General features: G+C 71.2%; 26 protein-coding genes. 18 read left to right on the top strand and 8 right to left on the bottom strand.

Annotation, left to right across the window (positions count from 1 at the left end):
• A partial coding sequence (locus DQW85_RS14890) for an inositol monophosphatase family protein (RefSeq protein WP_275888203.1) occupies positions 1–371 on the top strand: 371 nt, incomplete at its 5' end.
• Positions 372–440: 69 nt separating this feature from the next.
• Here the strand turns inward: DQW85_RS14890 and DQW85_RS45855 are convergent.
• Positions 441–605, bottom strand: coding sequence for a hypothetical protein (locus tag DQW85_RS45855; RefSeq protein ID WP_205315136.1), 165 nt, complete (start codon positions 603–605; stop codon positions 441–443).
• Between the two features lie 233 nt (positions 606–838).
• Between DQW85_RS45855 and DQW85_RS14885 the strand changes: the two genes are divergently transcribed.
• The 4 genes from DQW85_RS14885 (at position 839) to DQW85_RS14870 (ending at position 4,376) form a co-directional block, all read left to right on the top strand.
• The gene (locus DQW85_RS14885) at positions 839–1,492 is read left to right on the top strand and encodes a response regulator transcription factor (protein ID WP_113700902.1); all 654 of its coding nucleotides are present in this window, start codon (positions 839–841) and stop codon (positions 1,490–1,492) included.
• Positions 1,493–1,553: 61 nt separating this feature from the next.
• Positions 1,554–2,876, top strand: a complete 1,323-nt coding sequence (locus DQW85_RS14880; protein WP_240197188.1) for a sensor histidine kinase — start codon at positions 1,554–1,556, stop codon at positions 2,874–2,876.
• Between the two features lie 286 nt (positions 2,877–3,162).
• A complete protein-coding gene (locus DQW85_RS14875) occupies positions 3,163–3,462 on the top strand; it encodes a DUF4193 domain-containing protein (RefSeq protein ID WP_020542847.1) in 300 nt (99 codons plus the stop codon).
• Between the two features lie 89 nt (positions 3,463–3,551).
• Entirely contained in the window at positions 3,552–4,376 is an 825-nt protein-coding gene (locus tag DQW85_RS14870) for a hypothetical protein (protein ID WP_240197187.1), read from the top strand.
• A gap of 16 nt (positions 4,377–4,392) precedes the next feature.
• On the opposite strand, the gene paaK is transcribed toward DQW85_RS14870, so the two are convergent.
• Together paaK and paaI are read right to left on the bottom strand one after the other, a co-directional pair.
• The gene (gene paaK, locus DQW85_RS14865; protein WP_113700896.1) at positions 4,393–5,706 is read right to left on the bottom strand and encodes a phenylacetate--CoA ligase PaaK; all 1,314 of its coding nucleotides are present in this window, start codon (positions 5,704–5,706) and stop codon (positions 4,393–4,395) included.
• Positions 5,707–5,725: 19 nt separating this feature from the next.
• Positions 5,726–6,094: a hydroxyphenylacetyl-CoA thioesterase PaaI gene (gene paaI / locus DQW85_RS14860; protein ID WP_113700899.1), complete on the bottom strand. Its 369-nt coding sequence runs from the start codon at positions 6,092–6,094 to the stop codon at positions 5,726–5,728.
• Between the two features lie 452 nt (positions 6,095–6,546).
• Between paaI and DQW85_RS14855 the strand changes: the two genes are divergently transcribed.
• Entirely contained in the window at positions 6,547–7,980 is a 1,434-nt protein-coding gene (locus tag DQW85_RS14855) for an alpha,alpha-trehalose-phosphate synthase (UDP-forming) (RefSeq protein ID WP_113700895.1), read from the top strand.
• On the opposite strand, the gene DQW85_RS14850 is transcribed toward DQW85_RS14855, so the two are convergent.
• Positions 7,913–8,197 carry a DUF4235 domain-containing protein gene (locus tag DQW85_RS14850; RefSeq protein ID WP_113700894.1) on the bottom strand — a complete coding sequence of 95 codons (285 nt, stop codon included), beginning with the start codon at positions 8,195–8,197 and terminating at the stop codon, positions 7,913–7,915. The genes DQW85_RS14855 and DQW85_RS14850 overlap by 68 nt on opposite strands.
• Positions 8,198–8,275: 78 nt before the next feature.
• On the opposite strand from DQW85_RS14850, the gene valS reads away from it, so the two are divergent.
• The 7 genes from valS (at position 8,276) to DQW85_RS14815 (ending at position 14,643) form a co-directional block, all read left to right on the top strand.
• Positions 8,276–10,843 carry a valine--tRNA ligase gene (valS, locus tag DQW85_RS14845; RefSeq protein ID WP_113700893.1) on the top strand — a complete coding sequence of 856 codons (2,568 nt, stop codon included), beginning with the start codon at positions 8,276–8,278 and terminating at the stop codon, positions 10,841–10,843.
• Positions 10,844–10,943: 100 nt separating this feature from the next.
• A complete protein-coding gene (locus tag DQW85_RS14840; protein WP_240197186.1) occupies positions 10,944–12,191 on the top strand; it encodes an AI-2E family transporter in 1,248 nt (415 codons plus the stop codon).
• Between the two features lie 11 nt (positions 12,192–12,202).
• On the top strand, positions 12,203–12,412 hold the full coding sequence (locus tag DQW85_RS14835) for a hypothetical protein (protein WP_240197185.1): 210 nt from the start codon (positions 12,203–12,205) through the stop codon (positions 12,410–12,412).
• A gap of 47 nt (positions 12,413–12,459) precedes the next feature.
• Positions 12,460–12,894: a dUTP diphosphatase gene (dut, locus tag DQW85_RS14830; RefSeq protein ID WP_420819163.1), complete on the top strand. Its 435-nt coding sequence runs from the start codon at positions 12,460–12,462 to the stop codon at positions 12,892–12,894.
• A gap of 25 nt (positions 12,895–12,919) precedes the next feature.
• Positions 12,920–13,555: a DUF3710 domain-containing protein gene (locus DQW85_RS14825; protein WP_240197184.1), complete on the top strand. Its 636-nt coding sequence runs from the start codon at positions 12,920–12,922 to the stop codon at positions 13,553–13,555.
• 208 nt (positions 13,556–13,763) lie between these two features.
• Positions 13,764–13,970, top strand: a complete 207-nt coding sequence (locus tag DQW85_RS48520; RefSeq protein WP_240197183.1) for an OB-fold nucleic acid binding domain-containing protein — start codon at positions 13,764–13,766, stop codon at positions 13,968–13,970.
• Positions 13,971–13,974: 4 nt separating this feature from the next.
• Positions 13,975–14,643, top strand: coding sequence for a DUF3159 domain-containing protein (locus tag DQW85_RS14815; RefSeq protein ID WP_240197182.1), 669 nt, complete (start codon positions 13,975–13,977; stop codon positions 14,641–14,643).
• 37 nt (positions 14,644–14,680) lie between these two features.
• Here DQW85_RS14815 and DQW85_RS14810 read toward each other — a convergent pair whose 3' ends face one another.
• Genes DQW85_RS14810 through DQW85_RS14800 form a run of 3 tightly spaced genes read right to left on the bottom strand, consistent with a single transcriptional unit; the run spans position 14,681 to position 16,491 of the window.
• A complete protein-coding gene (locus tag DQW85_RS14810; protein ID WP_113700888.1) occupies positions 14,681–15,127 on the bottom strand; it encodes a DUF6924 domain-containing protein in 447 nt (148 codons plus the stop codon).
• A gap of 39 nt (positions 15,128–15,166) precedes the next feature.
• The gene (locus DQW85_RS14805) at positions 15,167–15,826 is read right to left on the bottom strand and encodes a potassium channel family protein (protein WP_113700887.1); all 660 of its coding nucleotides are present in this window, start codon (positions 15,824–15,826) and stop codon (positions 15,167–15,169) included.
• Positions 15,826–16,491, bottom strand: a complete 666-nt coding sequence (locus DQW85_RS14800) for a potassium channel family protein (protein WP_113700886.1) — start codon at positions 16,489–16,491, stop codon at positions 15,826–15,828. The genes DQW85_RS14805 and DQW85_RS14800 overlap by 1 nt, the downstream gene beginning before the upstream one ends.
• A gap of 102 nt (positions 16,492–16,593) precedes the next feature.
• Here DQW85_RS14800 and DQW85_RS14795 point away from each other — a divergent pair, with 102 nt between their 5' ends.
• The 4 genes from DQW85_RS14795 (at position 16,594) to DQW85_RS14780 (ending at position 22,193) form a co-directional block, all read left to right on the top strand.
• A complete protein-coding gene (locus DQW85_RS14795) occupies positions 16,594–18,639 on the top strand; it encodes an APC family permease (RefSeq protein WP_113700885.1) in 2,046 nt (681 codons plus the stop codon).
• A 10-nt stretch (positions 18,640–18,649) separates the two neighbouring features.
• A complete protein-coding gene (locus tag DQW85_RS14790) occupies positions 18,650–19,903 on the top strand; it encodes a class I SAM-dependent RNA methyltransferase (RefSeq protein ID WP_113700897.1) in 1,254 nt (417 codons plus the stop codon).
• 81 nt (positions 19,904–19,984) lie between these two features.
• Complete coding sequence (locus DQW85_RS14785; protein ID WP_113700884.1) at positions 19,985–21,277, top strand: cation:proton antiporter domain-containing protein; 1,293 nt, start codon at positions 19,985–19,987, stop codon at positions 21,275–21,277.
• A 94-nt stretch (positions 21,278–21,371) separates the two neighbouring features.
• Positions 21,372–22,193 carry a class II glutamine amidotransferase gene (locus DQW85_RS14780; RefSeq protein WP_113700883.1) on the top strand — a complete coding sequence of 274 codons (822 nt, stop codon included), beginning with the start codon at positions 21,372–21,374 and terminating at the stop codon, positions 22,191–22,193.
• A 2-nt stretch (positions 22,194–22,195) separates the two neighbouring features.
• On the opposite strand, the gene DQW85_RS14775 is transcribed toward DQW85_RS14780, so the two are convergent.
• A complete protein-coding gene (locus DQW85_RS14775) occupies positions 22,196–22,633 on the bottom strand; it encodes a MarR family winged helix-turn-helix transcriptional regulator (RefSeq protein ID WP_205315135.1) in 438 nt (145 codons plus the stop codon).
• Between the two features lie 109 nt (positions 22,634–22,742).
• On the opposite strand from DQW85_RS14775, the gene DQW85_RS14770 reads away from it, so the two are divergent.
• Complete coding sequence (locus DQW85_RS14770) at positions 22,743–23,090, top strand: DoxX family protein (protein WP_113700881.1); 348 nt, start codon at positions 22,743–22,745, stop codon at positions 23,088–23,090.
• The last annotated feature ends 230 nt before the right edge of the window (positions 23,091–23,320 follow it).

Genomic DNA, 23,320 nt, shown 5'->3' with positions numbered 1-23,320 from the left:
GCTGCAACACCGGCGTGCCGCTGGAGCGGGCGCTGGTGGCGACGGGGTTCGGCTACGCGGCGGGCAGGCGCGCGGTGCAGGGCGAGGTGGTCGCGGCGGTGCTGCCGAGGGTGCGCGACATCAGGCGCGGCGGCTCGTGCGCGGTGGACCTCTGCTCGGTGGCCGCCGGACGGGTGGACGCCTATTACGAGCGGGGCGTCAACCGGTGGGACCACGCGGCGGCCGGGCTGATCGCGAGCGAGGCCGGGGCCCGGATCGGCGGCCTGCACGGCCGGCCGGCCGGCTCCGAGATGGTGCTGTGCGCCGCCCCCGGCCTGTACGAGGAGCTACACGACCTGCTCACCCCGCTCGACCCCGAACGCGACGCCTGACCGGGGGCCCGGGGGCCGGGCACGTGAACGGCCGGAGCCCCCTCCTCGGGGCCCCGGCCGTCCTGGGCGTCAGCTGCGCAGTGCGATGCCGTGATCGTCCGCCAGGCGGCGCAGGTCCTCGATCTCGGCGGTGAGGGTGTCGGCGAGGTAGTCGTCACCCGTGGTGCGGGCCTCCCGGAGGTTCTTGTAAGCCTGGTCGAGGCGGCGTTCGATCGTGGTCGTGAACTCGCCCATCTCACCTACTTTCTGCGGGGGTACAGAAGAACTTCTGGGATGAAGCGACCCACCCGTGCGCGGCAGCGTCCACGGCACACGGTCGTGGGTGTCCATCAGCCATACCCACCTCGGTCGGCTCCCCAAACCCGTGATCTGAAGTGCGGTGCGTCACCGAGTCCCACATGCCTTACCGTGCGCTTATCGAACTCGGGGGCACAATGAAGACCGGAACCGGAGAGAGGTGCATCGGCGTGCGGGTGCTGGTGGTTGAGGACGAGCGGGTGCTCGCCGACGCGATCGCGACGGGGCTGCGGCGCGAGGCGATGGCGGTCGACGTGGCCTACGACGGCGGGGGCGCGCTGGAGCGCACCTCGTACATCGACTACGACGTGATCGTGCTCGACCGCGACCTGCCCGTGGTGCACGGCGACGAGGTGTGCCGCCACCTGGTGGAGCAGCGCTCCGCCTCGCGCATCCTGATGCTGACCGCGTCGGGTGACGTGGACGACAAGGTCGAGGGGCTCGGCCTCGGCGCCGACGACTACCTCGCCAAGCCGTTCGTCTTCGTCGAGCTGGTCGCGCGCGTGCGCGCCCTCGGCCGCCGGTCGGCCCCGGCGCTGCCGCCCGTGCTGGAGCGCGGCGGGATCCGGCTCGATCCGGGCAAGCGGCTGGTCGAGCGCGACGGCAAGGAGATCACGCTCACCAAGAAGGAGTTCGCGGTCCTGGAAGAGCTGATGCGCGCGGAGGGCGCGGTGGTCAGCCAGGAGGACCTGCTGGACAAGGCGTGGGACGAGAACATCGACCCTTTCACCAACGTCGTGCGGGTGACGATGATGACGTTGCGCAAGAAGCTGGGCGACCCTCAAGTGATCGAGACGGTGCCCGGAGTGGGATACAAACTGTGAGCCGCCGCGGCGAGCGTCCCGCCCGAGGCGCCGTCGTCGCCGGGCCGGCGGAGGAGGCTCCGTGACCGACAGGCAGGAGCGGCGCGAGACGCTGCCGACACATCCCATGATCAGCCCCCACTCGGAGCAGCGGACCGTCAGGCCCCACCAGGCCCCGCCGCCCAGCGGCCCCCGGGCCTGGGACGGGCCGCCGCCGCCACCCTCCTCACCCGTGGCGCAGCGGACGGCGCGGGAGCTCGTCAGGGACCTGCCCGGCAGGGTCAGCATCCGCTGGCGGCTCACCATCACCTACAGCGCGATGTTCCTGGTCGCCGCGAGCCTGCTGCTCTTCTCCATCTACGCGATCGTCGGCCGGGCGATCGGCGAGGCGTGGCTGCCGCTCGACCTCAGCCAGCTCGGCATGGACCCGCTCGACGAGGCGATCATGCAGGGCCGCTGGAAGCTGGCCCAGCAGGAGGCGGTGCGGACCGCACGCGACGCCCTGGTCAGCAGCTCCTTCCTCGCCCTCGCCGGTGTCGGGATTCTGGCGGTCATCATCGGCTACCTCGTCGCGGACCGCGCACTGCGGCCCGTGACCCAGATGACGGCCACCGCCCGCAAGCTCTCCGACAGCAACCTGGCCCACCAGCGCATCGACCTGCAGGGCCCCAGCGACGAGCTGAAGGAGCTGGCCGACACCTTCGACGCCATGCTCACCCGGCTCAACATCGCCTTCGACACCCAGCGCCGCTTCGTCGCCAACGCCTCGCACGAGCTGCGCACCCCTCTCACCATCAACCGGACGGTCCTGGAGATCGCCCTGTCCGACCCGGCCGCCTCGGAGGACCTCAAGGCGCTGGGCCGTACCCTCCTGGAGGTCAACGCCCGCAACGAGAAGCTCATCGAGGGCCTGCTGCTGCTGGCCAGGAGCGAGCGCGAGCTGGCCGTGCGCAAGCCGCTCGACATCAGGGACGTCGCCCAGGCGGCCGTCGAACAGGTCGCCCCATTCGCCGAGGAGCTCGGAGTTACCGTCTCCACGGATCTGGTCAGCACGCCTACCGTGGGAGATCCCGTACTCCTGGAGCGATCGGTCAGTAACCTCGTCGAGAACGCCGTGAAGTACAACATTCCGGAAAGCGGAAAAGTCTGGGTGCGGACGGGAATGGTGGACGGGGCTTTGGTTGTTCAGGTGGCCAACACTGGGCAGCATGTCCCGGCGTACGAGGTGAACAGTCTGTTCGAGCCGTTCAGGAGGCTCCACGCGGATCGCGTGGATTCCGCCAAGGGGGCGGGTCTGGGCCTGTCCATCGTCCGGGCCGTGGTGCAGGCACACGGCGGGAATGTCACCGCCGTGCCACGAGAAGGCGGAGGACTTGTGGTGACCATTCGGCTTCCGAGTCGCTGATCCGGCGTGTTGGTCCGGTGGGGGCGTCTCGTTCTTGCCGCACATGTGGTTGGATGTGCCGTCGAACACGGTGGTGCGTGACGCCCGGGCTGTGGGTTTCGCCATATTTGGCTAACCATCGCCGATGGCAGCAGGCCCTGACGTGTTGGGAGGTTTCGTTTGCCGTTCTCCTGGGGTACCGATGCACAATCTTCCCCACCGAGCGGGCACAAGACGCACCTCTCGGACGTTAGAAGACGCGCGATGAGCGCGAAGACATATAGATGAGGGGGATGGAGTAGCAACCATGGCTACCGACTACGACAGCCCGCGTAAGACAGACGACGACCTCGGCGAGGACAGCCTTCAGGAGCTGCAGGCGCGCCGCACCGACAAGTCGTCCGGCAGCATCGACATCGACGAGACCGATCTGGCCGAGTCGCTCGAGCTGCCCGGTGCGGACCTGTCGAACGAGGAACTCAGCCTGCGGGTCATCCCGCGCCAGGCTGACGAGTTCACCTGCTCGCGCTGCTTCCTCGTGCACCACCGCAGCCAGCTGGCCTCCGAGAAGAACGGCCAGCAGGTCTGCCGGGAGTGCGCGGCCTGACGCCGGAGCGAGAGAGCTCGCGCCCGGACCGGCATGTGACGACGCCGGCGGGGCACTGAGCTGTCGCGACCAGAGGACGGAGGCTTCGCGTGGCACGGTCTGAGAAGGACGAGCAACCGCACGAGGACCAGCAACCGGACAGGGAACACCAACCGGACAGGGAGGTCGCCGACGAGGTCGGCGAGCTCGTCGGCAGGCTCACCGAGCACGGTGGCCTGGAGCCGGCCGAGCGGCGCAAGCTGCTCGGCCGCCTGACCGGAGCCCTGCGTGAGCGTTCGAGGCAGGCGCGCGACAGCGGCGTCGGCCGGGGCCGCTGGCTGGCCGAACTCTTCCTCGGCATCGCCCCCCGCATCCCCATCCGCGATCTTCGCACACTTTCCGAGCACCACCACGGCCTGACCGGCGAACTGCTCGCCGACGACCTGGTCCGCACCGCCCAGAAGGCCACCATGACGGTCGGCGCCATCGGCGGAGCGCTCGCCGCGGCCGAGTTCGCCGCCCCGCCCCTGCTGCTGTCGGCCCCCGCCCAGCTCGTCGCCGAGACGATCGTGGTCGCCGCCATCGAGGTCAAGCTGCTCGCCGAGCTGCACGAGGTGTACGGCGTGCGCATCGAGGGCAACGGCAGCCAGCGCGCGGCCGCGTTCACCGCCTCCTGGGCCAGGCAGCGCGGGATCGACCCGCTGGCCCCCTCCTCCGTGTCGCTGGCGCTCGGCGCCGCCACCAAGACCGCCCTGCGCAACCGCCTCATGCGGACGCTGGGGCGCCACCTCACCACGCTGGGCCCGTTCCTGACCGGAGCCGTCGCCGGTGGCGCGCTCAACAGGATGGCGACCAGAAAGCTCGGCGAGGCCATCCGCGCCGACCTGCGCGGCAAGCTGCCCCCGCCGCCCGAGCGCGACCTGCTCGACCCCTGACCGGGCGCCGATCAGGCTACGCGTCCCGCTCGTCGACGACCCGCTTGAGCTTGCCCACCGAGCGCTCCAGCGTCTCCGGATCCACCACCTCGACCTCCACGCTCACGCCCACCGTGTCCTTCACCGCCCCGCGCAGGGCCGCGGCGGCCCGCTCGCGGCCCTCGCGCGGCTCGAATCCGGGCCGCGCCTCCACCCGCACCGTCATCACGTCGAGCCGCCCGGGCCTGGTCAGGCGCACCTGGAAGTGCGGCGAGAGGCCGGGCGTGCGCAGGACGATCTCCTCGATCTGGGTGGGGAAGACGTTCACGCCGCGCAGGATGATCATGTCGTCGGTCCGGCCCGTGACCTTCTCCATGCGGCGGAACGCCGGTCGCGCCGTGCCGGGCAGCAGCCTGGTCAGGTCGCGGGTGCGGTAGCGGACGACCGGCATCGCCTCCTTGGTGAGGGTGGTGAAGACCAGCTCGCCCGCCTCGCCCTCGCCGGCCGGAGCGCCGGTGAACGGGTCGACCGTCTCGGGGTAGAAGTGGTCCTCCCACACGTGCAGGCCGTCCTTGGACTCCACGCACTCGTTGGCCACGCCCGGCCCCATCACCTCCGACAGGCCGTAGACGTCCACGGCGTGCAGGTCGAAGCGGTCCTCGATCTCGCGGCGCATCTCCTCCGTCCACGGCTCGGCGCCGAAGACGCCGATCCGCAGCGAGCAGGCGCGGGCGTCGAGGCCCTGCGCGTCGAACTCGTCGAGCAGCGCGAGCATGTACGACGGGGTGACCATGATGATGTCGGGCCGGAAGTCGGTGATGAGCCGCACCTGGCGGGGCGTCATGCCGCCGGAGACCGGCACCACCGTGCACCCCAGCCGCTCGGCGCCGTAGTGGGCGCCCAGGCCGCCGGTGAACAGGCCGTACCCGTAGGCCACGTGCACGATGTCGCCCGGCCGCCCGCCCGAGGCGCGGATGGAGCGGGCCATCAGGTCGGCCCAGGTGTCGATGTCGCGCCGCGTGTAGCCGACCACGGTGGGCCTGCCGGTGGTGCCGCTGGAGGCGTGCACGCGCACCACCTGCTCGCGCGGCACCGCGAACATGCCGAACGGGTAGCTCTCGCGCAGGTCGTCCTTGGTGGTGAACGGGAACGCGGCGAGATCGCCGAGCTCCTTGCAGTCGTCCGGGTGGACCCCGTGCTCGTCGAACTTGCGGCGGTAGAGCGGGACGTTGTCGTAGGCGTGGCGCAGCGTCCAGCGCAGGCGCCGGAGCTGGAGCGCCGCGAGCTCGTCGCGCGAGACCCGCTCGGCCGGGTCGAGCTCTCCGGGGGAGGGCGGATCGCCGAGTCGCATCTGTCTCAACTCCCTGCTGTCATCTCATCTCCCTGCTGCGGCCGCGGAACTCCGCGACCACCCCGCCGTCCGGCCGTCTGACGGTGACGTCGTAGATCCCGCTGCGGCCGTAGCGGGTGCGCTCGGCGGCCTCGGCCACCAGCACGTCGCCCTCTCGGGCCGGCGCGACGAACGTGATCTCGGCTCCGGCCGCCACGGTGACCGGGCCGTAGGTGTTGCAGGCGCACGCGAAGGCGGTGTCGGCCAGCAGGAACACGTAGCCGCCGTGGCACAGGCCGTGCCCGTTGACCATCTGGCCGGTCACCGCCATGCGGCACGCCGCCCGCCCCTCGGCGAGATCCAGCAGCTCGATGCCGAGTGCCGCCGAGGCGGTGTCGGCGTCCAGCATGCGGCGGGTGGCATCCACCACGGCGACCCCTTCCTTACTGACCGAATGTTCGGTAAACACATCACTGTGGGCAGGCGCCTGTCAAGGGAGGGATGCGGCGCCGCCCCAGGACAGGCCGCGGAGCGCGTGCCCGCGGCGGCGGGGTGATCCGTGGACACGCCCGGCGTCTCCGAGGAATTTCGGTCAGACCGCGACCTGGAACTTCTGGGCGATATGTGTTAATCGCGTTTGTTTGTGCAGGTCCCGGGCACGCTCACTACGGCGCCGCTCGTCGTCTGCGAGCTCGCGGCGAAGGAAGGCACCGGTGGCCCGGCCGCTCGGCCGTGGCCCAGGCCTCACCTGGCCCACCCGCTGCTCACATCGCCGTGGCGGGTCCGCGCGCGGGCCCGGACCGGCGGTCGCTGTGAGCCGCGCGTCGCGGCTCTCGCACAGGAGAGCCTAGGAGGACTTGGGTGAATGGCCGTAGCTCGTTTCTGATCGTGGCCAACCGGCTGCCGGTCGACCGGACGATCGAACCCGACGGGACGGCCTCATGGCGCAGAAGCCCCGGCGGGCTGGTGACCGCCATCGCGCCGGTGATGCAGCGCCGCCACGGCGCCTGGCTCGGGTGGCACGGAGCGCCCGACGAGAAGCTCGACCCGTTCGAACAGGACGGCATGAACCTGATCCCGGTGCCCCTGTCGGCGCGCGAGGTCGAGCTCTACTACGAGGGCTTCTCCAACGCCACGCTCTGGCCCCTTTACCACGACGTGGTCGCCCCGGCCATCTTCGAGCGGGAGATGTGGGACGCCTACCGCGCCGTCAACGAGCGCTTCGCCGCCGCGGCCGCCGAGACGGCCGACGAGGGGGCCGTCGTCTGGGTGCAGGACTACCAGCTCCAGCTCGTGCCCGCCATGCTCCGCGAGCTCAGGCCCGACCTTCGCATCGGCTTCTTCCTGCACATCCCGTTCCCGCCGGTCGAGCTCTTCTGGCGGCTGCCGTGGCGCAAGGAGCTGGTCGAAGGGCTGCTCGGAGCCGACCTGGTCGGCTTCCAGCTGCCCGGTGGCGCCTCGAACTTCCGCCGCCTCTGCCGCAGGCTGCTCGGCCTGCCGTACAAGGGGAACGAGATCTTCCTCGACGACCGGATCGTCACCACGCACGCGTTCCCGATCTCCGTCGACTTCGGCGAGCTCGACACGCTGGTCCGCGAGCCGCACATCATCCAGCGCGCCAAGGAGATCAGGACCGATCTCGGCGACCCCGAGCACATGCTCCTCGGCGTGGACCGGCTCGACTACACCAAGGGCATCGGGCACCGGCTGGAGGCGTTCGGCGAGCTGCTCAAGGACGCGCGGATCATGCCGGGAGAGGCGGTGTTCGTGCAGATCGCCACGCCCAGCCGCGAGCGGGTGGAGGAGTACAGGCGGCTGCGCGACGACATCGAGCTCCAGGTGGGGCGGATCAACGGCGAGCACTCGATGCTCGGCCACCAGCCGGTCCAGTACTTCCACCAGTCCTACGGCCGAGAGGAGCTGGCCGCCCTCTACCTGGCCGCCGACGTCATGGTCGTCACGCCGCTGCGCGACGGGATGAACCTGGTCGCCAAGGAGTACGTCTCGTGCCACCACGACCTGCGCGGGGCGCTCGTGCTCAGCGAGTTCGCCGGGGCGGCCGACGAGCTGCGGCAGGCGCATCTCGTCAACCCCTACGACGTGGAGGACGTCAAGCGGCAGATGGTGGCGGCGATGCGGGCCACGCCGCACGAGCTGGCCCGCCGGATGCGCACGATGCGCCGCCGGGTGGCCACGTACGACGTGGACCGCTGGGCGAACGAGTTTCTCACCGCCCTGGAGTCCCCCGTTTCACCGACCGCCACGCCTCATATCGCTTCTTGGCAGTCCGGTTGACCACGATCTGCGCCACGGACATGCCCACGCCCATCACGACCGCGTAGCCGATCGCCTCGCCCATGCTGACCTCGGGGGAGTCGGGATCGACGGGCGGCTCCTTGCCGGTCGCCTTCACCCAGACGAACCCGAGGATCTTGCGCGCCGCCCACGCGGTCGCCAGACCCACCAGGCCACCGACCACCCGCCAGGCGATGTCGGGCTTGTCCTCTGCCATTCGGCGTCTCCTTCCCCTATGTAACGAACACTAGTCTCTACCGCTTGTGTGACCTTCGAAGCCGTACCATAAGGTGGCATGACTCAGCAGCGACCACGCCATGCGCCAGTGCCCGAGAAACCGACTCTCGACGGCCTGGAGCAGGTATGGGTAGCCCGCTGGGAGCAGGAGGGCACCTACCGTTTCGACCGGAGCAAGACCCGCGAGCAGATCTACTCGATCGACACCCCGCCGCCGACCGTCTCCGGTTCTCTCCACGTTGGTCACGTCTTCTCCTACACGCACACCGACACCATCGCCCGCTTCCAGCGGATGCGCGGGCGCGAGGTCTTCTATCCCATGGGCTGGGACGACAACGGCCTGCCGACCGAGCGCCGTGTGCAGAACCACTTCGGTGTCCGCTGTGACCCCTCGGTGCCCTACGAACGCGACTTCACACCTCCCGCCAGGCCGGACCCCAAGCGCCAGGTGCCGATCTCGCGCGGCAACTTCATCGAGCTGTGCGAGCGGCTGACCGCCGAGGACGAGAAGGCGTTCGAGGAGCTCTGGCGGCGGCTGGGACTGTCGGTCGACTGGTCGATGACATACGCGACCATCGACCGCGACGCGCGGGCCGCCTCCCAGCGGGCGTTCCTGCGCAACCTGGCGCGCGGCGAGGCCTACCTGGCCGAGGCGCCCACCCTGTGGGACGTCACCTTCCGCACCGCCGTCGCCCAGGCGGAGCTGGAGGACCGCGACTGGCCGGGAGCGTTCCACCGGGTCTCCTTCTACGGCGAGCAGGGGCCGATCTGGATCGAGACCACCAGGCCCGAGCTGATCCCCGCCTGCGTGGCCCTGGTCGCCCACCCCGACGACCCGCGCTACCAGCCGCTGTTCGGCACCTCGGTGCTGACGCCGCTGTTCGGCGTCGAGGTGCCGGTGCTGGCCCACCACCTGGCCGAGCCCGACAAGGGGTCCGGCATCGCGATGATCTGCACGTTCGGCGACCTCACCGACGTCACCTGGTGGCGCGAGCTGGGCCTGCCCACCAGGCCGGTCATCGGCCGCGACGGGCGGCTGCTGCCCGAGCCGCCGGAGGGCGTCGAGGCCGAGCCGTACAAGGAACTGGCCGGAAAGACCGTGCACAGCGCCCGCGAGCGCATCGTGGAGCTGCTGCGCGAGTCGGGCGACCTCGACGGCGACCCCCGGCCCGTCCAGCGGACCGTGAAGTTCTACGAGAAGGGCGACCGGCCGCTCGAGATCGTCACCACCCGCCAGTGGTACATCCGCAACGGCGGACGCGACGCCGCGCTGCGCGAGCGGCTGCTGGCCCGTGGCTCCGAGCTGCGCTGGCACCCGCCGCACATGCGGGTCCGCTACGACAACTGGGTGCGGGGGCTGGCCGGCGACTGGCTGATCTCCCGGCAGCGCTTCTTCGGGGTGCCGTTCCCGGTCTGGTATCCGCTGGACGCCTCGGGCGAGCCCGACCACACCCGCCCGCTGCTGCCGCCCGAGGAGCGGCTCCCGGTCGACCCCTCCTCGCAGGTCCCCGACGGCTACACCGAGGACCAGCGGGGCAAGCCCGGCGGGTTCACCGGCGACCCCGACGTCATGGACACCTGGGCCACCTCGTCGCTCTCGCCGGAGATCGCCGGGGGCTGGGAGCGCGACAGCGACCTGTTCGAGCGGGTGTTCCCGATGGACCTGCGCCCGCAGGCCCACGAGATCATCCGCACCTGGCTGTTCTCGACCGTGGTGCGGGCGCACCTGGAGTTCGGGGAGCTGCCGTGGGCGGACGTGGCCATCTCCGGCTGGATCCTCGACCCCGACCGCAAGAAGATGTCCAAGTCCAAGGGCAACGTGACCACGCCGCTCGGCCTGCTGGAGGAGTACGGCTCCGACGCGGTCCGCTACTGGGCGGCCGGTGGCCGTCCCGGCACCGACACGGCCTTCGACACCGGGCAGATCAAGGTCGGGCGGCGGCTCGCCATCAAGATCCTCAACGCGTCCAAGTTCGTGCTCGGCTTCCCCGCCGTGGACGGCGAGGTGACCGAGCCGCTCGACACGTCCATGCTGGCCGCGCTGGCCGACGTCGTGGAGGAGGCCACGCGGGCGTTCGAGGGCTACGACTACACCCGGGCGCTGGAGGCGGCCGAGCGGTTCTTCTGGTCGTTCTGCGACGACTACCTGGAGCTGGTCAAGGCCCGCGCCTACGAGTCCGGGGCGGCGGCCGCCTCCGCCCACGCGGCGCTGCGCCTGGCGCTCGACGTGCTGCTGAGGCTGTTCGCCCCCTTCCTGCCGTTCGTCACGGAGGAGGTGTGGTCGTGGTGGCGGTCCGGCTCCGTGCACCGCGCCGCCTGGCCGTCAGCCTTGCCATCCGCCTTGCCATCCGCCGGGCGGGACGCCTGGCCGCCCGGCGGGCGCGGCGCAGGCGACCCCGCCGTGCTGGCGGTGGCCTCCGAGGTGCTCCGCCGGATCCGCAAGGCCAAGTCCGAGGCCAGGCTCTCCATGCGCGCGGAGGTCTCCCGTCTCACGGTGTCGGGTCCGGAGCCCGGGCTGGTCCGGCTCGCGCAGGACGACCTGTGCGGGGCGGGCAACGTCGAGGAGTTCGTCCTCCACGACGGCCCCGAGCTGGCCGTCGAGGTCACGCTGGTCGAGGACCGTTAGCCGCGGTCTCCCGAGGCGGCCGTCCCCGCGGGGCGGCCGCCGCGTCGACTCGATCATTTAACGGCGCGCATCCAGGCCGTGAACGTGCGAGGCTGGAGGTGTGCTGAAGGACCGCCCGACCAAGCTCGTGCCGCCCGTGCTCGCCAAGATGGCCGCATGGTCCGCATGCCTGATCCTCGTCGGCGTGGTGGCCTACTCCTTCGCGCTCGCCATCGCGCGCCTCAGCTTCGTCGCGCTGCCGGTGGCGATCGCCCTGCTGCTGACCGCGCTGCTGTTCCCGCTGACCAGCAGCCTCCGCCAGACCGGGATGCGCCCGATCTACGCCACCTGGCTCACCATGCTGACCGCCCTGGCCGTGCTCGGCGGCACCGGCTGGCTGATCGGCGCGCGGGCCACCGACGAGTTCCCCAACCTCGTCCAGCAGGTCCAGGCGACCTCCCGTGAGGTGCAGAACTGGCTGATCACCGGGCCGCTGCACCTGCAGCAGGCGCAGCTCGCCCGCTACGTCGACGAGATCGCGACGATGATCAACGCCCAGCGCACGGCCATCACCGGCACGGTCCTGTCCGCCGGCGCCGTGGCCGTCGAGGTGCTCGCCTCCCTCGTGCTGATGCTCTTCGTCACGTTCTTCCTGCTGAAGGACGGCGACCGCATCTGGGGGTGGTTCCTCAAGGGGTTCGGCGCGATGGCGCCGCGCGTCGACCGGGCCGGCCGGGTCGCGTGGACCACGCTCTCCCACTACGTGCAGGGCACCGTGGCCGTCGCCGCGGTTCACGGGCTGGTCATGGGCATCGTGCTGGCGGGCATGGGCGTGCCGCTCTGGGCGCCGCTCGCGGTGCTGATCTTCTTCGCCAGCTTCATCCCGATCGTCGGCATCTTCTTCGCCGGCACGGTCGCCACGCTAGTCACGCTGGGCGCCAAGGGCATCGTGTACGCGCTGATCTTCGTCGGCATCCTGCTCGTCGAGCAGCAGCTCGAGAACCACGTGCTGCAGCCGCTGATCGTGGGCAGGGTCCTCAACTTCCACCCGCTGGCCATCGTCATCGTGCTGGCGGTCGGCGGCATCCTCGGTGGCATCGCCGGGGCGGCGGTGGCCGTGCCGGTCGCGGCCGTGATCTACCGCGCGCTGCCCGAACTCCGTAATGAGCCACCGGCGCTTCCTCCAGCCCCGCCATCAGAGCCGCCGGGGGAGGCCGGGTCCGGATCACCCGCGCCTTCGGAGCCGTCCGGGGCGTCCGGGGCGTCCGTGCCGGCGCGGTCGGATGAGCTGGGGCGGTCGGATGAGCCGGGGCGTCCGGGACGTCCGGAGCGGTCCCAGGGGGCTGAGGCCGACACCGCCACGGAGTAACCTCGTCATCCGTGACCCGTTCGCCCGCGACGTCCCCGCCACTCGGGGCGGGCCCTTCTCTCCCCGTCCCCGGCGCGACACTCCACCAGCGCGCCCGGTGCGACGAGATCGCGGGCCGCAAGGCGTACCTTGAGGCTGAGGGGCGCATCGGCGTCCCCGATGGCCACGGCGCCGCCGCGGCCATCTCCACCGAGCACGACGACCACGAGGTGAATCCGTGACCGGGACCGACCCCGAGGCCACGAGGGAGACGAGGGAGCACGAGGGTGTGGTGGAGGTCCTCATCCAGCGGCTCGACCCCGGCCTGCCCCTGCCCTCCTACGCCCACCCGGGCGACGCCGGCGCCGACCTGCACGCGGCCGAGGACGTCGAGCTGCTGCCCGGCGAGCGGGCGGTGGTCGGCACCGGCATCGCCATCGCGCTTCCCGGCGGCTACGCCGCGTTCGTGCACCCGCGCTCCGGGCTGGCCGCCAGGCACGGCGTCACCCTCGTCAACGCGCCGGGCACGGTCGACGCCGGATACCGGGGCGAGATCAGAGTGACGCTGATCAACACCGACGCCAAGGAGCCCTTCCGGCTGCGGCGCGGTGACCGGGTGGCCCAGCTGGTCGTCCAGCGGGTCGAACGAGGGGCGTTCCGCGAGGTGGAGCGCCTGCCCGGGTCGGTCCGGGGTGTCGGCGGGTTCGGTTCCACAGGACGTTGAGCGCTGAGCAGGGAGAGTGAGACACGTGTTCCGACGTCGCCGTCGTGAGCAGCCGGAGAAGGTGGCGGCCGAGGTCCCGGCCGCGCCCATGCGCGAGTCCGGCCCGTGGGACGCCGACGAGCCCCACCCCGACCATGACAGGATCGACCTCGGCGGCCTCCGGCTGCCGCACAACCCCGACTTCGACGTACGGCTGGCCTCGGTGGGAGACCAGCATGTCGGCGTCGTCGTCATCCACGAGGAGAGCACGCTCCAGCTCCAGGCGCTGGCCGCGCCCAAGACGCTGGGCCTGTGGGACGAGGTCAAGACCAAGATCCTTCAGCAGCTGACATCGCTGGAGGAGCGGCAGGGGCCGTTCGGCGTCGAGCTGACCGGCGAGATCACCGCCGAAGGCGTCACCCGGCCGGCCCGCTACATCGGGGTCGACGGCCCGCGCTGGTTCCTGCTGGCCATCGTCCACGGCAAGGCCGCCGCGGACGACGACGCGGCCGAGCCGTTCCTCGCGTTCCTCAGGGACGTCGTGGTCGTGCGCGGCAGCGAGCCGATGGCCCGTGAGGAGCCGATCCCGCTGCGCCGGCCCAACGAGCAGGCGTCCCAGGGCGACGACCGGCCGGGATTCAACCCGTTCAGGCGAGGACCTGAGATAAGCGAGATTCGCTGACGGCTCTCATCACATAGGCTGATTCATCATGAGTACGGCAGAGCCCCCGAAACGTGGGGGATTGCGCGGGTTCTTCAGTCGGCTGACCTCCCCCCAGTCCGAGCTCGAGGCCCAGCAGCTACGGGCAGACGCCGAGCAGACCGGCGCGACGCCGATCGCGTCGTGTGGCGGACGCCGCCGCTTCTGCGTAGCGGGTACGCTACGTACGGTGACACTGCGTCCGCGGGGCGGCGCTCCCGCGCTCGAGGCCGAGCTCTACGACGGGTCGGATGTGATCGACCTCGTCTGGCTCGGCCGACGCAAGATCGCCGGGATCGAGCCCGGCCGCATCGTCAAGGCCGAGGGCCTCGTCAGCATGCAGGATGGGCGCAAGGTGATGTTCAATCCACGATACGAGCTGCGCCCAGGGAGTTGATGCTGTGAGTGCCGAGGCGGAAGAGGTCGCCCACGACACCGTGGAGGCGGCCGTACGGGCCCAGCTCGCCAAGGCGTTCGGCGGGATGCGCGGCATCATCGAGGCGGCGATCCCCACGGCCGCCTTCACGTTGTCCTGGATCACCACCGAAGAGCTGAAGCTGTCGCTCGTCATCAGCATCTCGCTGGCGGTGGCGCTCCTCGTGGTCAGGCTGGTGCAGCGGTCCACCCCGCAGTTCGTGATCAACAGCCTGATCGGCATCGCCATCGGCGCGTTCTTCGCCAGCCGCACCGGCGACGCCAAGGACTACTTCCTGCCCGGCATCCTGTGGAACGGCGCCTACGCGGTCGCCATGCTCCTCTCGATCGTCACCCGCTGGCCGGTCGTCGGGTTCCTGATCGGCTCGGTGACGGGCGACCCCACGGGCTGGCGCAAGGATCCGGGCATCGTCCGGCTCTGCATCCGGCTGACCTGGCTGCTCATGCTGCCGTGCGTGGTGCGGGTGGCCGTGCAGCTGCCGGTCTACCTGTTCGGCGGCGGCGACCAGGCCGTGGCCGCCTTGGGCGTCGCCAAGATCGCCATGGGCTGGCCGCTGCAGATCGCCGCCCTGGCCGCCATGGTCTGGGTGCTGGGCCGAGGCCGCACGCCGATCAAACCGGTCGCCCCCGCCTGAGACCGGGCCGCCCAACCCGCGCGACCTGACGGCACGTTCAGTCGGGAAAGCCGCGGAAGACGCCGTCCTCGTCGGCGCTGTCGGCGAACTCGAAGAAGTCCATGTTGGCGATCGACAGGTTGGCGTGGATCGCCGGGAGCTCGGCCGGGACGACGCGCATCGTCCGGCCGGGCTCCTCGACCAGGTCTATGAGCAGGACGGGCATCTCGGCCGAGTCGATGGCGGCCCTGTCGACCACGACGAGGATCCGGTCCGCGTAGCCGTCCGGCACGAGGTCGAGCACCTGCGGCACCGTGAGGTCCCGGTAGGCGAGGTCGTCGAGGACGCTCACCTCGTCCATGTACAGCTCCGCGAAGTCGTCGGAGCCGTCCTCGGTGCGGCCGTCGCCGTCCGGCACGCCGAGCGCCGCGCGGACGGCCTCCCATGCCTCCTGGTCGGAGAAGTCGGTGCGCAGCACCAGCAGGGCCTGCGCCTCGGGCAACATGTCCGGCAACGACCTGCCTCCGCTCATCCGGCCGGGACGTCAGTGCTGGGAGAGAAGGTGGGCGAGCTCCTGCTCCACCTCCTGGCTGGCGACGAACAGGAGCTCGTCGCCGGCCTCCAGCGGGTCGTCGTCGGACGGCACCAGGACGCGCCCCTCGCGCAGGATGGCGACCAGCGCCGAGTCGACCGGCCACGGCACCGACCCTGCCCGCTGGCCGACCACGGGCGCGTCCTCGGCCAGCGTGAGCTCGACGAGGTTGGCCTGGCCCTGGCGGAACGTCATCAGCCGCACCAGGTCGCCCACGCTCACCGCCTCCTCGACCAGCGCGCTCAGCAGGCGCGGGGTCGAGACGGCCACGTCGACGCCCCACGACTCGTTGAACAGCCACTCGTTGTTGGGGTGGTTGATGCGGGCCACCACGCGCGGCACGCCGTACTCCGTCTTGGCGAGCAGCGACACGACCAGGTTGACCTTGTCGTCTCCGGAGGAGGCGACGACGACGTGGCAGTTGTTGAGGCCGGCCTCGTCGAGTGAGGCGATCTCGCAGGCGTCGGCGAGCAGCCACTCGGCGCGCGGCACGCTGTCGATCTTGATGGCCCTGGGGTCGATGTCGATGAGCAGGACCTCGTGGCCGTTCTCGAGGAGCTCCGCGGCGATGGACCGGCCGACCGCCCCGGCCCCCGCGATGGCGACGCGCATCAGTCTTCCCTCCCCGGTGCGGCGGCGAGCACCTTGTTGATCCGGTCCATGTCGTTCTCGGCGGCCATGACGTGCAGGATGTCGCCCTCCTGCAGCACGGTGTCGTCGGCGATGACCACCGCCTCCCCCATGCGGTTGATGAAGGCGGCGCGGCACCCCACGCGCGGCTCCAGGTCGACGGCGCGGGTGCCGATCCAGGCGGGGTTCACGGTGACCTCGGCCAGCACCACGGTGCCCGTCGGGTCGCGCCAGAGCGGCTCGGCCCCCTCCGGCAGGATGCGGCGCAGGATCTGGTCGGCGGTCCAGCGCACGGTGGCGACCGTCGGGATGCCCAGCCGCTGGTAGACCTCGGCCCGGCGCGGGTCGTAGATCCGGGCCACCACGTTGTCGACGCCGAACGTCTCGCGCGCCACCCGCGCGGAGATGATGTTGGAGTTGTCGCCGCTGGACACCGCGACGTACGCGGTGGCGGATTCGATGCCCGCCTCGGTCAGCACGCCGCGATCGAAGCCGATCCCCGTCACCCTCCGGCCGCGGAACCCCGCGCGCAGGCGGCGGAACGCCTGAGGGTCCCGGTCGATGATCGCGACCGAATGGCCGCTGTCCTCGAGGATGTGCGCGAGGGTCGATCCGACCCGGCCACACCCCATGATCACTATATGCATACTCCCCCGCATCTCGCGGTCGGCCGGTTGCTCGACACCAGTATGGCCCGATAGGGGAGCACGCGGCTGCATCCGTCCGACAGGGGACTACGCTCTGGTTACGTGGCGAAGGTGACAGATCTTCTCAAACGCGTACTCGTGGGGCGGGCGCTGCGGAGCGGCCAGCTCCACGAGCAGTTGCTGCCGAAACGCATAGCCCTGCCGGTGTTCGCGAGTGACGCGCTGTCCTCGGTGGCCTACGCCCCGCAGGAGATCCTCGTCATCCTGTCGCTGGCGGGCGTGTCCTTCTACACCTACAGCCCGTGGGTGGCGGCGGGCGTGGTGGTCGTCATGCTGACGGTCGTCGCGTCGTACCGGCAGAACGTCCACGCCTACCCCAGCGGCGGCGGCGACTACGAGGTGGCGACCGTCAACCTGGGTCACAACGCGGGGCTGACCGTGGCCAGCGCGCTCATGGTCGACTACGTGCTGACCGTGGCGGTGTCGGTGGCCAACGGCGTCGACTACGTGGGCGCCACGATCCCGTTCGTCGCCGATCACAAGCCCAGCGTCGCCATCGCCATCGTGGTGCTGCTGACCGTGGTGAACCTGCGCGGCCTGCGCGAGTCGGGGGCCGCCTTCGCCGTCCCCACCTACGCGTTCATGGTCGCGGTGCTCGGTCTGGTCGCCTGGGGCGGCGTCCGGGTGCTGATCTTCGGTGACGAGCTGCGGGCGCCCAGCGCCGACTTCGGCATCGTCCCCGAGCAGACCGACCTGACGGCGTTCGCCGCCGCCTTCCTGATCCTGCGCGCCTTCTCCTCCGGCTGCGCCGCGCTCACCGGTGTCGAGGCCATCAGCAACGGGGTGCCCGCCTTCCGCAAGCCCAAGAGCAAGAACGCCGCCACCACGCTGCTCATGATGGGCCTGGTCGCGATCACGATGTTCAGCGGGATCATCGCCCTCGGCCTGGTCTCCGGGGTGAAGGTCGCCGAGCCGTCCGTGGTCGCCACCGACCTGCTGCGGCCCGACGGGACGCCGGTGGGCCCCGGCTACCACCAGCAGCCGATCATCTCCCAGGTGGCCGACGCGGTCTTCGGCAGCGGCTCACTGCTGTTCGTGGTCATCTCGGCGGTGACCGCGCTCATCCTCTTCCTGGCCGCGAACACCGCCTTCAACGGCTTCCCGGTGCTCGGCTCGATCCTGGCCCAGGACCGCTACCTGCCCCGCCAGCTCCACACGCGCGGCGACCGGCTGGCCTTCTCCAACGGCATCGTCATCCTGGCCGCGGCGGCGTGCCTGCTGCTGTGGGGGTTCCAGGCCGACGTCAGCCGCCTGCTGAACCTCTACATCGTCGGCGTCTTCGTCTCGTTCACGCTCAGCCAGACCGGCATGGTCATCCACTGGACGCGCCACCTGAAGACGGAGACCGACCCGCGCGTGCGCCATCAGATGCACCGTTCGAGGACCATCAACTTCTTCGGCGGCATCATGACCGGCCTGGTGCTCGTGGTGGTGCTGCTGACCAAGTTCCTGGTCGGGGCCTGGATCGTGTGCCTCGCGATGCCGGTGCTGTTCCTCATGATGAAAGCCATCAGGCGCCACTACGACAACGTGGCCGCCGAGCTGGAGATCACCGGCGACTACGACGCCACGGTGCTGCCGGCGCGCAACCACGCGATCGTGCTCGTATCCAAGATCCACAAGCCGACCATGCGGGCGCTGGCCTACGCCCGCGCCACCCGGCCGTCCACGCTGGAGGCCGTCACCGTCGGCGTGGACGGCGCGGAGGCCCGCCAGTTGCAGGAGGAGTGGGAGCGCCGGGGCATCCCGGTGCCGCTGAAGATGCTCGACTCGCCGTACCGGGAGATCACCCAGCCGATCCTCGACTACGTCAAGACCCTGCGCAGGCGCTCGCCGCGCGACGTGGTGACGGTCTTCATCCCCGAGTACGTGGTCGGCCACTGGTGGGAGCACCTACTCCACAACCAGAGCGCGCTGCGGCTGAAGGCGCGGCTGCTGTTCAAGCCCGGTGTGATGGTGACGAGCGTGCCGTGGCAGCTGCACTCCTCCGACCGGCTGCTGGCCCGCCCCGAGCCGTTCGCGCCGGGCGCGGTGCGCCGTCCCATGAAGCGGAACGCCAAGGACGAGGAGATCTCCGCCCGCGGATAGGGTGAAGCGTGTGGAACAGGCATCTCTGGAGCTGACGGTGGGACCGGTCGCGCACGGTGGCTGGTGCGTGGCCCGCCATGAAGGGCGCGTGGTCTTCGTACGGCACGCGCTGCCGGGCGAGCGGGTCGTCGCCGAGGTCACCGAGGAGACGGCCCGGTTCCTGCGCGCCGACGCGGTCGAGATCCTCGACCCGTCGCCCGACCGCGTGGTGCCGCCCTGCCCCTACGCCGGCCCCGGCCGCTGCGGCGGCTGCGACTGGCAGCACGCCACGCTGGAGGCGCAGCGCGCGCTCAAGGCCGAGGTGGTGGCCGAGCAGTTGCGGAGGCTGGCGGGCATCGACAGGAAGGTCGTGGTCGAGGAGGTGCCCGGCGCCCCCGACGGGCTCGGCTGGCGCACGCGCGTGCAGTTCGCCGCGCGGCCCGGTGGCGAGCTGGGGTTCCGCCGGCACCGCTCCCATGACATCCAGGACGTGGACGCCTGCCTCATCGCGCACCCCGAGGTGGAGGCGGTCGGCGCGGAGCAGCGCCGGTGGCCGGGCGCGGCGGGCGTCGAGGTGATCGCCTCCACCGGCGGTGACCGCGCCGTGGTGGTGCGGCCCCGGCCGCACCGGAGCGTCGCCGTTCCCGACCTCGACGCGCCGGCGTCGATCCTGCTCGACCAGGGCAAGGGGCGCACGGTGCCGCGGCGCGGCTCCGGCGTGCTGCGCGAGCGGGCGGGCGACAGGGAGTTCAGGGTGTCGGGCAGCGGCTTCTGGCAGGTCCACCCCGGCGCCGCCGACACCCTGCTGGACGCCGTCCTGGCCTACGCGGCCCCGGAACCGGGGGAGTGGGCGCTCGACCTCTACTGCGGGGTGGGCCTGTTCGCGGCCGGTCTGGCCGAGGCCGTCGGGCCCGAGGGGGCCGTCTTCGGGCTGGAGTCCGACGCCGCGGCCGTCCGCGACGCCCGCGCCAACCTCCGCGACCTGCCGCAGGCCCGGGTGGAGCGCGGCCGGGTGGAGGAGGCGCTCGACCGCTTCCAGATCGAACGGGCCGACCTGGTCGTCGTGGACCCGCCCCGGTCCGGTCTCGGCCGCGACGTGGTCGAGCGGATCGCCGGGCTGGAGGCGCCGCGCATCGTCTACGTCTCCTGCGACCCGGCGACGCTGGGCCGCGACCTCGCGTGGCTGGCGGAGCGCGGCTACCGGCTGGAGGACCTGCGGGCGTTCGACGCATTCCCGATGACCCACCACGTGGAGTGCGTGTCCTTGCTGGTCAGGATCCGGTGATCGGCTCCGCGTCACCTGTTCCGGGTGGTTGATCGGGCCTCCTCATCCCGTACGGTCGGCAGAGTACTTGGAGGGATGCCCATGAGTGCCGCCGCTGTCGCTCTGGTGGCGGCGGCGGCCTTCCTGTGGGGCGCGTTCTCCGCCAGGCTCCAGCGGCTCGACGTGACGGCCGCCATCGCCTTCGTGGCCCTGGGCGTCCTCGTCTCGGCGGTGCCGGGGATGCTGGAGGGCGAAGGGCTGGGGCGCGAACCGGTCAAGCTGATGGCGGAGGCGACACTCGTCCTGGTGCTGTTCTCGGACGCGTCCCGGGTCGACCTGCGCGAACTACGGGCGGATCTCGGGCTCGACGCGCGGCTCCTGGCCGTCGGGCTGCCGATCACGGTTGCCGCCGGTGCGCTCCTGGCCTGCCTGCTGTTCCCGGGCGACGGGCTCTGGCTCGCCCTGCTGATCGGCGCGGCCCTCGCCCCGACGGACGCCACGCTCGGCTCGGCCATGATGAGCGAACCCGAGGTGCCCGCGCGCGTACGGCGCCTGATCAACGTCGAGAGCGGACTGAACGACGGCATCGTCACCCCGGTCGTCCTGCTCGCCATCGCCGGCGCCCAGGCGACGGAGAGCGCGCAGCGCTTCCAGCCGGGCTCCGTGCTGGGCGTGCTCGCCCTGGGCGGCCTGGTCGGGGTCGTGGTCGGGGCGTCGGGCGGTGCGCTCCTGCGCCGCGCGCGGCGGCGTGGCTGGGTCTCCGACGGGTTCGCCGGGCCGGCGGTCCTGGCGCTCGCCTGCTGCGCCTACGCCACAGCCGTGGCCACCGGGGGCAACGGCTTCATCGCCGCCTTCCTCGGCGGACTGGCGTTCCGCGCCACCGCGAGGAACGCCACCGAGAAGCTCGTCCCCTTCGTCGAGGAGGCCGGAGGGCTGGCTTCCCTGCTCGTGTGGTTCCTGTTCGGGGCGATCGCCGTGATCCCCGCGATGGAGCACCTGACCTGGGAGGTGGCCCTGTACGCGGTGCTCAGCCTGACCGTGCTCCGGATGGCGCCGGTCGCGCTCTCCCTCACCGGCGCGGGGCTCCTCCGTTCGACGGTCATGTTCATCGGGTGGTTCGGCCCCCGGGGGCTGCCGTCGGTGATCTTCGCGCTGCTGGCGCTCGAAGGTCTGGGGGAGGGGCCGGCCGGGCGGGCCGTCACGGTGATCACGATCACGGTCCTGCTGAGCGTCGTGGCGCACGGGGTCACCAGCGTGCCCCTGGCTCATCGGTACGGTCCCCGTGTCCCGGCCACCGCTCTGGAGCAGGCGGCGTCCGTTCAGCCGCCGCCGCGCTCCCTGGTGCGCAGGGCCGGGCACGCTCGCGAGCCGCGCCGGCCGGACGGTCGCTCCTGACCTCCACCCCTGGCGGGTGATGCCCGCGCCCGCCGGACGGGGTTCATTGACTGCATGGCGCCCTGGTCGATGCGAGGTAGCGATGTGCAGATGGATGGCGTACTCAGGGGATCCCATTCTCGCCGAGGAGCTGCTGTTCCGGCCGGCTCACTCCCTCATCGACCAGAGCCTCCACTCCCGGCTGGGGGTCGAGACCACGAACGGCGACGGCTTCGGCGTCGGCTGGTACGGCGAGGGCCCGGTGCCCGCCGTGTACAAGAGCATCGATCCGGCCTGGAACGACCGCAACCTGCGTGAGATCGCCCGGCAGATCCGCACGCCGCTGCTGCTCGCCCACGTCCGCGCCTCGACCGGCACCCCGGTGCAGCGCAGCAACTGCCACCCGTTCCGGTACGGCGGCTGGCTGTGGATGCACAACGGGGCCATAGCCGGGTTCCGCGACCTCAAGCGCGACATGATGCTGGAGGTGGACCCGGCGCTCTACCCCGAGATCGAGGGCTCGACCGACTCCGAGGCCCTGTTCTTCCTGGCGCTCACGTACGGGCTGACCGAGGACCCGCCGGACGCGGTCGCCCGCGCCGTCGGCTTCGTCGAGGAGCTCGGCCGGCGCCACGGGGTGCCGGACCCGATCCAGATGACCGTGGCCACTAGCGACGGCGAGTCACTCTGGGCGTTCCGCTACTCCAGCGAGGGGCACACGAGGACGCTCTTCTACTCGACCGGCATCGAGCAGTTGCGGATGCTCTACCCCGAACTCGAGGTCCTCCACGAACTGGGGACCGATACGCGGTTCGTCGTCTCCGAGCCTCTCCGCGATCTCAAGGGCGCGTGGAACGAGGTGCCCGAGAGCTCGTGGGGGCTCGTACGCCGCGGCGCGGATGAGATCCGCCCGTTCAGCCCCGTCTGGCCTGCTTGAGGTCAGTCCTCGGAGCAGGAGACGTCGCCGGCCGAGGCGGTGACGCGGGCCAGCAGGCGGCGCAGCGTGGCGATCTCGTCGGCGTCGAGCCCGGCGAACAGGGCGGCCTCGACGGCCGCGATGGCGGCCTGCGCCCGGCCGGCCAAGGTCCTGCCGCGCGTGGAGATCTCGACGATGTGCCGGCGCCGGTCGGCCGGATCGCGCCTGCGCTCGACCAGCCCGTCAGCTTCGAGATCGTTGAGCACGGTGACCAGCATGCTCGGGTCGACCCCGAGCGTCTCCAGGAGCGACTGCTGGCTGGTCGGGCCCTGATCGGACAGCAGCCGGAGCACGTGGCCGTGGGCGGGTTTGAGGCCGTGCCGCGCCAGCGCCTTGCGGATGCGCGTGCTGGCGATGTGGCCGGAGAGGGCTAGGGCCATGCCGGGGCTGTCTGCCGTCACGACGACGATCCTAGCAGCGGCTTTATCATCGGTGTGGACTATTCGTTGAGAGTTCTAAATCATCTGCTAGTCTCCAGGATATTGAATCGCTGACCATCGGGAGACGCCCATGTTCATCGCGTACGCCGTCGTCGCCGTCCTGCTGGCGCTGGTGCTGCTCGCCTCCGCATACGCCAAGCTCACCCGCGACAAGCGCGTCGTCGACGGCCTCACCGGCGTCGGCGTGCCGCTCCGGCTGTTCCCCGTCCTGGCGGCGTGCGAGATCGCCGGTGCGGGCGGCCTGCTGATCGGCCTCTGGTACGCCCCGCTGGGGGTGGCCGCGGCGGTCGGGCTGGTGCTCTACTTCGTCGGCGCCGTGGGCACCCACCTGCGCAAGGGCGACTTCAAGGGGGTGCCCAACGCCGCGGTCATCCTGGTCTTCTCGGTCGCGGCCCTGATCCTGCGGATCGCCGCCTGATGCCATTTCGGGCGTCAATCCGCTGAAAACCGGATGACGCCTCACATGTGGGGCGTACCGTGCGCAACATGCACCGTCAGCAGCAGGCCGTGCTCGCCGTGACGGGCGCGCTGACCGTCCTCGCCGCAGTGGCCGGGATCGTCGCCGCCCGCCTCCCCGGCCCCCTCCCGTCCCCGGGCGGCAGCACGTCCGCCGCCCACGTGCCGGCCACCGCCGCCCGGCCACCCGCG

Origin of the sequence: Nonomuraea lactucae (assembly GCF_003313395.1) — a bacterium.
GTDB lineage: Bacteria > Actinomycetota > Actinomycetes > Streptosporangiales > Streptosporangiaceae > Nonomuraea > Nonomuraea lactucae.
Note: the sequence above shows the minus strand (reverse complement) of the source record. Positions and strands in the feature narration are given on the sequence as shown.